Genomic DNA, 13,033 nt, shown 5'->3' with positions numbered 1-13,033 from the left:
CCGCGTACAGGCGTGCCGCCATACCGCGTTCAGGTGTGCCGCCATACCGCGTACATACGGGTGCAACAGGGCGCGGGAAGAGTGAGAGCCATGAAGTTCCAGGTCTTGTCGATCATCGGCCATGCCCCGCACCCACTGACCGGCCAACTCCCCTCATCCGCCGACCGGTTGGCGGATGTGATCGAGGTCGGCGTGGCCGCCGAGCGGCTCGGCTACGACGCGTACGCCGTGGGCGAGCGGCACGCGGGCGACTTCCTGTCGTCGAGCCCCACCGTCGTGCTCGGCGCGCTCGCCGCACGCACCACGCGTATCAAGCTGCTCACCGGCGTCACCGTCGTGGCGATCCTCGACCCGGTGCGGGTGGCCGAGGACTACGCGACGCTCGATCAGATCTCGCGCGGACGCGTCGAGTTGGTGATCGGCAAGGGCGCGGAGGCCGGGCACTTCGCTCTCTTCGGGCTCGACGAGGAGCGGCAGTGGGATCTCCAGAAGGAGAAGTACGAGCTGCTCCGCCGTCTGTGGAGCGAGGAGAACGTCGACTGGGAGGGCGAGTTCAGGCCCGCGCTGAAGGACGTGACGACGGTGCCGCGCCCGTACGCGGGCGTGCCGCGCATCTGGCACGGTTCGGCGACGTCCCTCAACTCCCCCGATCTGGCGGCCAAGCACGGGGATCCGCTGTTCACCGCCAACGCCATCCAGCCGCGTGCCGCGTACGCGAAGCTGATCGCGCACTACCGCGAGCGGTACGAGGAGTACGGGCACGATCCGGCGCACGCCCGTGTGGCGGCGGGCTCGGGAGGGCTGCTCATCGCGGACTCCGCCGAGCAGGCCATCTCGCGCTACCGCGAGCTGTACGAGGCGAAGGTGCGCCAGACCTTCAAGCCGCATCTGGCGGGCAGGGCGGGCTACAACACCCCCTTCCGCACCATCGAGGACGCGATCGCCGACGGGCCGCAGCTCATCGGCTCCCCGCAGCAGATCATCGACAAGATCCTGGGCTACCACGAGGTGTACGGGCACGACCTGCAGTCCGTCACCGTGGACGGCTTCGGTCTGGAGCGGGGCGAGCAGATCGAGACGCTGCAGCGGTTCGCCGAGGAGGTCGCGCCGGTGGTGCGCAGGGCGGCGCCGTCCACGCTGTGGGACACCGTGTGACGTGTCCGGACCGCGAGCTACGATCCGAACACATCCCTGACCTGCCCTGGAGTGATCGATGACCCTCCTGACGACCTGGCCGGAGTCCGGCCCCGAGACCGTCATACGCCGCACCGCCGACCCGGCCGAGATCGCCGCCGCGCTGGCCCCCGTCGGTGTGCGCTACGAGCAGTGGCCGGTGCGCGAGGACGTGCCCGCCGACGCGGACAGCGACGCCGTCTTCGCCGCGTACCGCACGGAGATCGACCGGCTCAACGCCGAGGAGGGCTTCCAGACGGTCGACGTGGTCGCGCTGCACCCCAGCGACGACCCCGAGTGGCCAGAGAAGGCGAAGGCCGCCCGGCAGAAGTTCCTCGCCGAGCACACGCACGACGACGATGACGAGGTGCGGTTCTTCGTCGCGGGCTCCGGCATCTTCTATCTGCACGTGGCCGGTGAAGTGCACGCGGTCTACTGCGAGAAGGGCGATCTGCTCGGGGTGCCGCGCGGCACGACGCATTGGTTCGACATGGGCACGTCCCCCGCGTTCACGGCGATCCGTTTCTTCCACGAGGAGGACGGCTGGATCGGCACGTTCACGGGCAGCCCGATCGCGGACCGCTTCCCGGACTTCGACGCGATCCACGCGGGGTACACGGCGTGACCGTTCAGTTCGACGCGGGCTCCGTGGACGCCGTGGTCCTCGACATCGAGGGCACCACGAGCGCCACGGGGTTCGTGGTGGATGTGCTCTACCCCTACGCCCGCGAGCGCTTCGGGGCGCTGCTCGCCTCGCGGGGCGACGAGCCGGAGGTGGCGCGGGCGGTCGCGCAGGTGCGCGAACTGGCCGGTGAGCCGGGGGCCGATGCCGGGCGGGTGGAGCAGATCCTGGGCGCATGGGTCGACGCCGATCGCAAGGCGACGCCCCTGAAGACGCTCCAGGGCATCCTCTGGGCGGAGGGCTTCGCGCGGGGCGAGCTGGTCTCGCACTTCTACCCCGAGGTGATCGGTGTGCTGCGGGGCTGGTCCGCGGACGGGGACGGGGACGGCGGCGGGGTGCGCCTGTACGTGTACTCGTCCGGGTCCGTCGCGGCGCAGCGGGCGTGGTTCACGTACTCGCCCGAGGGTTCCCTGATGGAGCTCGTGAGCGGTTTCTACGACACCGAGAACGCGGGCCCCAAGCAGGAGCCGGACTCCTACCGGGCCATTTCCGCCGCTGTCGGGGTGGACCCCGGCCGCACGCTGTTCCTCTCCGACCGGCTCGGGGAGCTGGACGCGGCGCGGGACGCCGGGTGGCTGACCGTCGGTGTACGGCGGGCCGGGGAGCCCTACTTCGCCGCCGGGGTCGGCGGACATCCGGAGGCCGCGGCCTTCGACGAGATCAGCTTTGTGTCAACCAGGAGCGTTCGATGAGTGAGACCACTTCAGTTCTCGACCTGGAGGAGGCGGGCGCCGTCCTCGCCGCCGAGGCCGCGCGCTTCGCCTCGTTCGGATGGATGCGGGGTACGTCCGGGAACCTGTCCGTGGTCCTCTCGCGTACGCCGCTCCAGCTCGCCGTGACGGCGAGTGGGCGGGACAAGGGTGAACTCACCGCGGCAGACGTGGTGTTGACGGACGCGTCCGGTGCGGCGCTCGGCGCGGGGCGCCCCTCGGCGGAGGCGGCGCTGCACGCGCGGGTGGCTGCGCTGACCGGGGCCGGGGCCGTGGTGCATGTGCACACCGTGGCGTCGGTGGCGATGGGGCACCGGTCGCCCGGGGGGATTGCCTTCCGGGACCTGGAGATGCTGAAGGGGCTGGGGCACGGGACGCATGAGGTCGCCGTGACGCTGCCGGTGATCGAGAACAGCCAGGACATGGCTGTGCTCGGGGATCGGTTGGAGGCTGCGCTCTCGCCCGGGATGCCGGCGGTGGTGGTGGCTGGGCACGGGCTTTATGTGTGGGGTGCGGATCCTCGCGAGGCGCGGCACCGTACTGAGGTGGTGGAGTGGTTGCTGGAGCTTGAGCTGACGCGAAGCTGACCCTGCGGGGCTTTCCCCAACCCCGCCCCTTCCCGAAACTGGGGCTCCGCCCCAGACCCCGACAAGATGGCTTCACACGCCGGCCGGGCTGAAATAGCCCGTCCGGCGTCGGGGTTGGGGAAAGGGCCCCTAGCTCAGCCCGGACTCCGGCAACTCCCCCGCCCCCACCTCCAGCACACCCCGCTCCGTGACCAGCCCCGTCACCAACGAACCCGGCGTCACATCAAAGGCAGGGTTGTGCCCCCGCGACCCCGCCGGAGCGGTCCGCACACCGCCCCACTCCAACACCTCGTCCTCACTCCGCAGTTCAATCTCGATGTCGGTCCCCGTCGCCGTGGCCAGATCCACCGTCGTCGTGGGCGCGGCCACCACGAACGGGATTCCCGCGTACGCGCACGCGAGCGCGATCCCCACGGTGCCCACCTTGTTGGCCGTGTCGCCGTTCGCCGCGATCCGGTCCGCGCCGACGATCGCCGCGTCCACCTCACCCCGCAGAATCGTGCCCGCGGCCGCGCCGTCCGCCTGGACGAAGTGGGGTATCCCCTCCTGGGCCAGCTCCCACGCCGTCAGGCGCGCGCCCTGGAGCAGGGGGCGGGTCTCGTCGGCGTACACCGCCTCCAGGCGTCCACGGCCGTGCAGTTCGCGTATGACGCCAAGGGCCGTGCCCCAGCCCGCCGTGGCGAGCGCGCCCGTGTTGCAGTGGGTCAGGATCCGCAGCGGACGGTCCACGGACAGGCGCTTCAGGAGCCAGTCCGCACCGAACGCGCCCATCGCGTGGTTCGCCTCCAGGTCCTCCCGCACGATCGCGTCGGCCTCCGCGAGCACCGCGGGCAGACCGGCGCCGATGAGCGGGGCGACCCGGTCCACGCACACCATCAGGTTCACGGCGGTGGGCCGCGCCGCACGCACCCGCGCGACCTCCGCGTCCAGGCGTGCCCGGTCCCAGCCCTCGCGCTCGCCCTGCGCCATGGCGAGCGCGACCCCGTACCCACCGGCCGCGCCGATCGCCGGTGCCCCGCGGACCACGAGCCGCACGATCGCGTCGATCAGCTGGTCGACCGTCGTGACGTCGAGGCGCTCCAGGGCGTGCGGGAGCGCGGTCTGGTCGATGAGGGAGAGGGAGGGCGCGGCGCCCTCCGCCGCCGCCGTCCACGTGACAGCGCGCAGGTCCTGGCTGCTCATGTGCTCAACTCCGGGAAAATAGGGGCGTTTGTGGCCATGCGGGGAGGGGTGCCGTCACCGTACCTGACGTGCTCGAACCATATTTCGAGACGTTCGTGCGGCTGTCCGAAATCCGGTGTTACCCTCACCGCCACCCAGGACGGATCGATCCACGGTGCGAGGAGGACGGCCATGAAAGCCCAGCGGACCGCCGGCTCCATGCGCTGCCCCGCCGTGACCGACAGCGTGCCCGACGGCCGCCGAATGTGCCGCTGTCGCCGCTGCTGTCGCTGTTGTCGCTGAGCGACACCGCTTCGCACGTCCCGAACCGCCCCCTGCCACCGCCGCCTGGGCTCCCAGGCTCCTTCGAGAAGGCGCTCCCGTATGTCCCTGCGCATGCCGCTTCGCATATCCCGTCGTACGTCCCTTCGGCTGTCGTCGCTCGCCGTCGGCGCCGCCCTTCTCGCCACCGGCTGCAACGCGGCGGCGAAGAAGGGCGATGCGGACGCCGGCGAGGGAGCCAAGTCGTTCACGCTCGTCACGCCCGACCCGGTGGCGCAGAACGAGTTCCTCAAGCTGGCCGTCAGCGGGGTCAAGTCGGCGGCCAAGGCGCAGGGCGCCGGGGCCCCGAAGGTCTTCCAGAGCAGCGACACGTCCTCGCAGCAGCAGAACGTGCAGTCGGCCGTGGACTCCGCGCCCGACGTCATCGCGCTCGTCGGCTTCGAGTTCGCCGACATCGCCGCACAGCAGGCAAAGGCGCACCCCAAGCAGCAGTTCCTGCTCGTCGACGCGTGCACGAAGAAGACGTTCAAGAACGTCACGTGCGCGGTCTTCCGCGAGCACGAGGCGGTGTACCTCGCGGGCGCCGAGGCCGGTCTGCTCACCAAGAGCAAGAAGGTGGGCGCCGTCGTCGTCCTCGACAGCGTGCAGTTCCGCCGCTACAGCGAGCCGTTCGCGGCCGGTGCGAAGAAGGCGAAGGCGGGGGTCGAGGACCGCACACTCTTCGTCGGCGGGCAGTCCCCATTCAGTGACGCGGCACGTGCCAAGGACCAGGCGGCGACCATCGGTTCGGGCGGTGCCGACCAGGTGATGGCGGCCGCGGCCGGCGGCAACACCGGTGTCTTCCAGGCCGCGAAGGCCAAGGGGTTCCAGGCGTACGGCGTCGACGCGAACCAGTGCGTCGGCAATGCCGGGGTCGTCGTCGACAACGTACTGAAGAAGACCGATGTCGCCGTCGAGAAGGGCATCGCGCAGATCCTCAAGGGCAAGGGCGGCACCACGGTGTCGTACGGCCTCAAGGAGGGCGGGATGTCGCTGACCGGCCTTGAGCCCGGCGTCGCGGACTCCCAGTGCCTGATCGCCGACCACAAGGACGTGCTGAAGCGCGTCGAGTCGCTGCGGGACGAGATCATCGCGGGGAAGCTGAAGGTCAATGACCCCGCTGCCTGATTCCGGCACCGACTCCCCCGCCGTCGAACTCCGCGGCATCACCAAGGAGTTCCCCGGCACCCTCGCCAACGACCGGGTGGACCTGACCGTCGCGCGCGGCGAGATCCACGCCCTGATGGGCGAGAACGGCGCGGGCAAGTCGACGCTCATGTCCGTGCTCTACGGGCTTCAGCGGCCGGACGCCGGGCAGATCCTGCTCGACGGGCGCGAGCGCACGTTCGCGAGCCCGAGCGAGGCGATCGCGGCGGGCCTCGGCATGGTGCACCAGAGCTTCAAGCTCTTCCCGTCCTTCACGGTCGCGGAGAACGTCGTGTACGCCGCCGAGCCGCGCCGTTTCGGTCTGACGGACCGGGCAAAGGCGCTGCGGCGGGTGGGTGCGCTCGCCGAGGAACACGGGCTCGCGGTGGACCCGGCGGCGAAGGTCGGGGACCTGCCGGTGGGCGTGCGCCAGCGGGTGGAGATCCTCAAGCTCCTCTACCGCGGCGCCCGCACGCTGATCCTCGACGAGCCGACGGCGGTCCTGACCCCGTCGGAGGCCGACGCCTTGTTCGGTGTGCTGCGCTCCCTCGCGGACGACGGGCGCACGATTCTCCTCGTCACCCACAAGCTGCGCGAGGTGATGGAGGGCAGCGACGCGGTGACGGTCCTGCGGGACGGCCGCGTCGCGGCGCGGATGCGGACCGCGGACACCAGCGCGGACGGGATCGCCGCCGCGATGACGGGACGCGCGGTGGAGCTGGACCGCGTGCATCCGACGGGAACTCCGGGCGGCGACGTCCTCCTCGTCGACTCCCTGTCGACGGACGCCGTGCGCGAGGTCACGCTCTCCGTCCGCGCGGGCGAGATCGTGGGGATCGCGGGCGTGGCGGGCAACGGCCAGAGCGAACTCGTCGAGGCGATAGCCGGATTGCGTCCGGTCTCCCGCGGCCGGGTCACGCTCTGCGGGCAGGACGTCACGGACGCGTCGGCCGCGGGGCGCCGCGCTGCGGGTCTCGCCTACGTCCCCGAGGACCGCGCGGCGGTCGGCACGGCGCAGGCCGCGACGATCGCCGAGAACCTGGCGATGGGCCACCACCGGGGGCACGGCCTCCTGCACCCGTCCTGGCTCCGCGAGCACGCGCGCGTCCTGATCGAACGCTTCGGCATCAGGGCGGCCTCGTCCCGCCACACGGCGGGCTCGCTGTCCGGCGGCAACCTCCAGAAGCTGGTGATCGGCCGCGAACTCGCCCATGAATCGCCCCTGTTGATCGTCGAGCAGCCCACCCGGGGCGTCGACATCGGCGCCATCCAGACCATCCACGACCAGCTGATCGCCCACCGCGACGCGGGCCACGCGATCCTCCTGGTCTCCGCCGAACTGAGCGAGATCCGCGGCCTGTCGGACCGTGTCCTGGTGATGTACGAGGGGCGGGTGGCCGCGGAGTACGCCCGCGCGGACGCGGACGAGCGAACCCTCGGTCTCGCCATGGCGGGCGGCTCGGGCACCGGCACCGGCACCGGCACCGGCACCGGCACCACCGATGAAGCCACGGTCCCGCCTCCCCGCGAGAGCGAACCCGCCCCCGTGAAGGAGGCCCCCTGACATGGGTGCCACGATCCGCTCCCTGGGCAGCCGGAGCCTTCGCTCCCCCGCGCTGCACTCCGTCGTCGCCGCCGTGATCGTCGGCGCGCTCTTCCTCGTCGGGACGGGGGCCGACCCCGTCGGGGCGTACGGCTCCGTCGTCAGCGGCGCGCTCGGGCCCGACGGCATCGGGTCCACGCTCACCACCGGGACCAGCGTCATCGGGCTCGCCCTCGCGCTCGCGATCCCCATGCGGGCGGGGCTGCTCAACCTCGGCGGTGACGGGCAGTTGGTGCTCGGCGGGATCGCCGCGGCCGCCACCGGGCTCTACTCGCCGCTGCCCGCGCCGCTGACCGTCGTCGCCTGCCTGCTCGCGGGGATGGCGGCCGGCGCCGCCTACGCCGCGCTCGCCGCCGTCTGCCAGAACCGGTTCGGGGTGCCGCTGCTCGTCAGCAGCCTGCTGCTCGGCTATCCGGCGATGTCCTTCGCCTCCTACCTCGCGCGCTTTCCGCTCAAGGAGGACGGGTCGAGCCTTCCGCAGACCCGGCGGCTTCCCGACGGGGTCGAGCTGCCCGCCTTCGGGTCGTCGACCGTCACCGTCGGGCTGCTCCTGGTGGCCGCCGCGGTCGCCGTCTTCGTGTTCGCCGACGCCCGTACCGCCACCGGCTACGAGATCCGCATGACGGGGCTCAATCCGCGCTTCGCCGCGTACGCGGGGGTCGACAGGCCGCGGCTGACGCTGCGGCTCATGGCGCTCTCCGGGGCCGTCGCGGGTCTGGTCGGCGCCATCGGCGTACTGAGCTTCCCCTATCGCTTCATCGACGGTTCGCTCACCGCGGCCGGGCACACCTGGACCGGCCTGACGGCCGCGCTCCTCGCCGCCGCGGCGCCCCTCGGGACGGCGCTCGCCGCCCTGTTCTTCGCGGCGCTCGAAGTGGGCGGGCTCGCCATGGAGCGGACCACCGAGGTGCCGCGCGAGCTGACGCAGGTCCTCCAGGCCGTCGTCATCGTCTTCCTGGCGGCGCGGCTCAACCTGACGTGGCGGCGGGCGAGGAAGAAGCCCACCGCCGAGATCGAAGTGAAGGAAGTGAGCGTGCGATGAGCATCGATTCCGCGCTGTTCCACTCGGCGCTCCTCGCCCTCACCCCGATCCTCCTCGCCGCGCTCGGCGGCGCGATCTGCGAGCGCGCGGGCGTCTTCAACATCGGCCTCGAAGGCATGATGCTGATCGGCTGCTTCAGCGGTGTCGCGGGCAGCTGGTTCACCGGGAGCGCCTGGCTCGGTGTCGTGTTCGCCGCCCTCGCGTCGGCGGCGTACTCGATGATCCTGGCCGTCGGGACGATCTCGCTGCGCGGTGACGCCGTCGTGCTCGGCGTCGCGCTCAACCTCCTCGCGGTCGGTCTGACGGGGTTCCTGCTGCGTACGGTCTTCGGCGTGCAGGGCACCTTCTCCGACCCGGAGTTGGCCGGACTCGGCGGCATCGACATCCCGTTCGCCGGGGCGGTGTTCTCCGGGCACTCCGCGCTCGTGTACCTCTCGTGGGCCGCCGTCGCCGTGGCCGCGGTGTTCCTGGCCCGCCACCCGTGGGGCCTGCGGCTTCGCGGCGTGGGCGAGGCGCCCGACGCGGCGGCGACGCTGGGGGTGAGCCCGGCAAAGTACCAGTACGCCGCCGTCCTGACGTCAGGCGTCCTGTGCGGGCTCGCGGGAGCCCAACTAGCCCTCGGCAACGTCACGTTGTTCTCCGAGAACATGACGGCCGGGCGTGGTTGGATCGCCGTGGTGGCCGTGATGCTGGGCCGCGCCCTGCCGCTCGGCGTCCTGCTCGCCGGGCTGCTGTTCGGCATCGCGGAGGCCGTCGGCTTCCGTCTCCAGGGGCTCGGCATGCCACAGCAGGCGACCGACGCGGCGCCGTACGTGGTGACGCTCGCCGCACTCTTCCTGTCCACGGCGCGCAGGCGCCGCCGCAAGCAGCCCCTGGTAGGAGCACCCTCATGACGACCGAAGCCCGAACGTTCACCGACGCGCTGCCCATCACCCGCGTCCCCCGCACCGGCCTGCCCACCCGCGCCGTCGTCGTGGGCGACCCGGCGCGCGCGAGCGCCGTCGCCGATCTCCTGGACGACACGAAGGAGGTGTCGTACCACCGCGAGTACCGCACCTTCACCGGCACGTGGCAGGGCACCCCGGTCGTCGTCGCCTCGCACGGCGTCGGCGCCCCCGGCGCGATCCTGCTCTTCCAGGAGCTCGCCGATGCGGGCGTCACCACCATCCTGCGGCTCGGCACGGCGGGCGCGATCCGCCCCGGCATCCGCGACGGCGACCTGGTCATCGCGGACGCGGCGGTGCGCGACGACGGCGTGACGCAGCAGCTGATCCCCGCCGAGTACCCGGCGTTCGCGACTCCGGAGGCGGTCATCGCGCTCCAGCGGGCGGCGCGCGCGGCGCAGGCCCCGTACCACCGTGGCGTGGTGTGGACGCGGGCCGCGTTCCAGCCCGGCTTCCTGCCGCTGCCCGGCGAGGCGTACGCGGCCGCCGGGATCGCTGCCATCGAGATGGAGCTCTCGGCGCTGTACGTCTTCGCGTCCACGCACGGTCTCGTCGCGGGCGGCGCGCTGGTAGTGGACGGCGCCAACGCCGACGAACTCGTCGACGAGGACGCCCCTTTTTCGACAGGCGGCTACAACCCGCACCGCAACGTGGTGGCCGAGGGAGTCGACCGGGGCGCCCGGATAGCCTTGGACGCGCTCCGGCTCCTGGCCGCCACGGAGCACTGAGCAGCCACCCGAACGACCTTGTGGAGAACGGAACCGATGCACCCCACTGACCTGCCGGCCCAGGACCGGGGCGGCTCCATGGACCTCCTGGTCCACGGCGGCGACGTCCTCACCGTCGACGCGTCCGGCACGGTCGTGAAGGACGGCGCCGTCGCCGTGCGCGACGGCCGGATCGTCGAGGTCGGCCCCGCCGAGCGGCTGCGCGCCGCGTACGAGGCGGCCGACGAACTCGACGCCCGCGGCTGCCTCGTCCTGCCCGGCCTGATCAACACGCACACGCACCTGGCGATGACCCTGTTCCGCGGCATCGCCGACGACCTCACGCTGCAGGGCTTCCTGGCCCGCGTGATCCCGGCCGAGGCGAAGCAGCTCTCCCCGGAGACGGTGACGGCGGGCATCCAGGGCGCGATCGCCGAGTCCGTGCGCGGCGGGGTCACCACGGCGCTCGACATGTACTGGTTCCACGAGGCGGCCGAGGCCGTGGCCCGCGATGCCGGGTGGCGCCTCCTGACGGGCCCCACGTTCATGGACGTGCCGGGCCCGCCGGACGGTCGCCCCTACGCCGACCGGCTCGGCTGGGCGGCGGCCGACCTGGCCGCCCGCACCCCGGCCCCTGGCACCCGGCCTGTGGTCTTCGCGCACTCCGCGTACACCCTCGTACCGGAACAGCTGACGGCGATCAGCGCGCTGGCCCGCGAGCACGGCGCGCTCCTGCACATCCACGCCGCCGAGAACGCGGGCGAGGTGGCGATGGTCACCGAGCAGCACGGCATGCGCCCCGTGGAGCTGCTCGAATCGCTCGGCGTGCTCGGCCCGGACACGCTGCTCGCGCACGCGGTGGACCTCACGGACGCGGAGATCGCGGCCATCGCCCGCACCGGCACGGCCGTCGCGCACTGCCCGGTGTCGAACCTGAAGCTGGGCTGCGGCATCGCGCGCGTCCCCGCCCTGCTCGACGCGGGCGTCACGGTGGGCCTCGGCACGGACGGCGCCGTGAGTTCCAACACGCTCGACCTGCTCGGCGCGGTGAAGCTCGCGGCGCTCGTGCACAAGGCGGGCGGCGACCCGACGGCGGTCGGCGCGGAGCAGGCCGTCCGGATGGCGACCATCGAATCCGCGCGGGCCCTTGGCCTCGGCAACCAGCTGGGCTCCCTGGAGCCGGGCAAGCGCGCGGACCTGATCGTCCTCGACCTCGCCCGGCCGCATCTCACGCCGCGGCACGACCCGTGGTCGATGCTGGCGTACTCCGCCGCCTCGTCCGACGTGCGCGACACGGTGGTCGACGGCCGTGTCCTGATGCGCGACCGTACGCTGGAGACAGTGGACGAGCAGCGCGCGCTGCGAGCCCTGCAGGACGCGGCCGACTCCGCGGCACCGAGCACCTCCGAAGTGGCAAGCACCGTATGACCATCGAGCACCGTACGACCATCGAGCAGCGTAGGCCCGTCGAACCCACCCGCGGCTTCACCGGCCGCGCCCGCGCGGCCGACCGCGACCCACGGCTGCCTCCCGGGCAGTACGACGCCGCCGACGGCTGGCCCGTCCTGTCCGCCGAGGTGACGCCCGAGCTCTCGCCCGCGGAGTGGACTTTCCGCGTGGACGGACTCGTGACGTCCCCGCGCACCTGGACGTGGGACGACGCGCACGAGCTGCCCGCGTCCGAGTACCGCGGGGACATCCACTGCGTGACCAGCTGGTCCAAGTTCGGGGTGCGCTTCGGCGGGGCGAGCCTGGACGCGTTCCTGGCCGCCGCCGGGCCGCGCCCCGAGGCCACGCACGTCGTCGCGTACTCGCACACGGGGTACACCACGAACCTCCCCCTCGCCGATGTGACGGGCGGCAAGGCGTGGATCGTCTGGGAGTACGGGGACGGCCCGCTGCCTCCCGAGCACGGCGGCCCCGCGCGCCTGATCGTCCCCCATCTCTACTTCTGGAAGAGCGTGAAGTGGGTCGCGGGGCTGCGGCTCCTGGACCACGACGAGCCCGGCTTCTGGGAGCAGAACGGCTATCACCACCGGGGCAATCCCTGGCGTGAGGAGCGTTACTCCGGTGACTGAGACTGAGACGGTGGCCGGGACTTTCGTGCCCCCGACGCGGTTCGCCGTGCCCGGACGGATCGCGGTGAGCAATCGCGCGGCGGCGGTCTGGCAGCGGGCGACGGTGGTGGACGTACGGCGCGAGAACGCGGCCGGCACGGTGTCGAGCTTCCGCCTGAAGGTGCCGGACTGGCAGGGGCATCTGCCGGGCCAGCATCTGATGCTGCGGCTCACGGCCCCGGACGGGTACGTCGCCCAGCGCCACTACTCGATCGCATCGGCCCCGGACGGGAGCGGCGAGATCGAGCTGACCCTGGACCATGTGCCGGGCGGCGAGGTGTCCGGTCATCTGCACACGGTCGCGCGCGTCGGCGACGTGGTGGAGGTGCGGGGTCCGCTGTCCGGGTTCTTCGCGTGGCCCGGGGACCGTCCCGCGCTGCTGCTCGGTGCGGGGTCCGGTGTGGTCCCGCTGATGTCGATGCTGCGGCACTGGCGGCGGGCCGGGCGTCCGGTGCCGCTGCGGCTTCTCGTCTCGGCGCGTACGCCGGAGGACTTGATCTACGCGCAGGAGTACGGCGACGAGACCACGGTCGTCCTCACGCGGACGGAGGGCCGGCTGAGCGCCGCGCACGTGGCCCCGCTGCTGGGGCCCGCTCAGCCCGAGGGGGGCTGGGAGGCGTACATCTGCGGCTCGAACGGCTTCGCCGAGCATGCCTCGCGGCTGCTGGTGGCCGGGGGCCAGCCGGTCGACCGGATCCGGATCGAGCGGTTCGGGTAAGGGCGGTCCCTGCGGGGCTTTCCCCGATCCCGCCCCTTCCCGAAACTGGGGCTCCGCCCCAGACCCCGACAAGATGGCCTCAAACGCCGGCCGGGCTGAAATAGCCCGGCCGGCGCCGGTGA

Annotated in this window: 13 protein-coding genes; 12 read left to right on the top strand and 1 reads right to left on the bottom strand. The window is 72.2% G+C overall.

What is annotated here, in order from left to right; translation table 11 throughout:
• Positions 1-90 precede the first annotated feature (90 nt).
• Genes M4V62_RS33695 through mtnB form a run of 4 tightly spaced genes read left to right on the top strand, consistent with a single transcriptional unit; the run spans position 91 to position 3,152 of the window.
• Positions 91-1,155, top strand: coding sequence for an LLM class flavin-dependent oxidoreductase (locus M4V62_RS33695; protein ID WP_249590968.1), 1,065 nt, complete (start codon positions 91-93; stop codon positions 1,153-1,155).
• A 58-nt stretch (positions 1,156-1,213) separates the two neighbouring features.
• Positions 1,214-1,798, top strand: coding sequence for a 1,2-dihydroxy-3-keto-5-methylthiopentene dioxygenase (locus tag M4V62_RS33690; RefSeq protein WP_249590967.1), 585 nt, complete (start codon positions 1,214-1,216; stop codon positions 1,796-1,798).
• Positions 1,795-2,547 carry an acireductone synthase gene (gene mtnC, locus M4V62_RS33685; protein ID WP_249590966.1) on the top strand — a complete coding sequence of 251 codons (753 nt, stop codon included), beginning with the start codon at positions 1,795-1,797 and terminating at the stop codon, positions 2,545-2,547. Before M4V62_RS33690 ends, mtnC begins: the two co-directional genes overlap by 4 nt.
• Positions 2,544-3,152, top strand: coding sequence for a methylthioribulose 1-phosphate dehydratase (mtnB, locus tag M4V62_RS33680; RefSeq protein WP_249590965.1), 609 nt, complete (start codon positions 2,544-2,546; stop codon positions 3,150-3,152). The genes mtnC and mtnB overlap by 4 nt, the downstream gene beginning before the upstream one ends.
• Before the next feature lie 129 nt (positions 3,153-3,281).
• Here mtnB and mtnA read toward each other — a convergent pair whose 3' ends face one another.
• Positions 3,282-4,334, bottom strand: a complete 1,053-nt coding sequence (gene mtnA / locus M4V62_RS33675; protein WP_249590964.1) for an S-methyl-5-thioribose-1-phosphate isomerase — start codon at positions 4,332-4,334, stop codon at positions 3,282-3,284.
• Positions 4,335-4,709: 375 nt separating this feature from the next.
• Here mtnA and M4V62_RS33670 point away from each other — a divergent pair, with 375 nt between their 5' ends.
• Genes M4V62_RS33670 through M4V62_RS33635 form a run of 8 tightly spaced genes read left to right on the top strand, consistent with a single transcriptional unit; the run spans position 4,710 to position 12,911 of the window.
• On the top strand, positions 4,710-5,762 hold the full coding sequence (locus M4V62_RS33670) for a BMP family ABC transporter substrate-binding protein (RefSeq protein WP_249590963.1): 1,053 nt from the start codon (positions 4,710-4,712) through the stop codon (positions 5,760-5,762).
• Entirely contained in the window at positions 5,746-7,344 is a 1,599-nt protein-coding gene (locus M4V62_RS33665) for an ABC transporter ATP-binding protein (RefSeq protein WP_249590962.1), read from the top strand. The genes M4V62_RS33670 and M4V62_RS33665 overlap by 17 nt, the downstream gene beginning before the upstream one ends.
• A gap of 1 nt (position 7,345) precedes the next feature.
• Positions 7,346-8,425 (top strand): ABC transporter permease, encoded by a 1,080-nt coding sequence (locus M4V62_RS33660; protein ID WP_249590961.1) that lies wholly within the window; start codon positions 7,346-7,348, stop codon positions 8,423-8,425.
• Positions 8,422-9,318: an ABC transporter permease gene (locus tag M4V62_RS33655; RefSeq protein WP_249590960.1), complete on the top strand. Its 897-nt coding sequence runs from the start codon at positions 8,422-8,424 to the stop codon at positions 9,316-9,318. The genes M4V62_RS33660 and M4V62_RS33655 overlap by 4 nt, the downstream gene beginning before the upstream one ends.
• On the top strand, positions 9,315-10,097 hold the full coding sequence (locus M4V62_RS33650) for a phosphorylase family protein (RefSeq protein WP_249590959.1): 783 nt from the start codon (positions 9,315-9,317) through the stop codon (positions 10,095-10,097). Before M4V62_RS33655 ends, M4V62_RS33650 begins: the two co-directional genes overlap by 4 nt.
• A gap of 36 nt (positions 10,098-10,133) precedes the next feature.
• Positions 10,134-11,504 carry an amidohydrolase gene (locus tag M4V62_RS33645; RefSeq protein ID WP_249590958.1) on the top strand — a complete coding sequence of 457 codons (1,371 nt, stop codon included), beginning with the start codon at positions 10,134-10,136 and terminating at the stop codon, positions 11,502-11,504.
• A complete protein-coding gene (locus M4V62_RS33640) occupies positions 11,501-12,154 on the top strand; it encodes a sulfite oxidase-like oxidoreductase (protein WP_249590957.1) in 654 nt (217 codons plus the stop codon). The genes M4V62_RS33645 and M4V62_RS33640 overlap by 4 nt, the downstream gene beginning before the upstream one ends.
• 10 nt (positions 12,155-12,164) lie before the next feature.
• Positions 12,165-12,911, top strand: a complete 747-nt coding sequence (locus M4V62_RS33635; protein ID WP_249593122.1) for a ferredoxin reductase — start codon at positions 12,165-12,167, stop codon at positions 12,909-12,911.
• Positions 12,912-13,033: the final 122 nt, after the last annotated feature.

It is taken from the genome of Streptomyces durmitorensis (genome assembly GCF_023498005.1).
Classification (GTDB): Bacteria; Actinomycetota; Actinomycetes; order Streptomycetales; family Streptomycetaceae; genus Streptomyces; species Streptomyces durmitorensis.
Note: the sequence above shows the minus strand (reverse complement) of the source record. Positions and strands in the feature narration are given on the sequence as shown.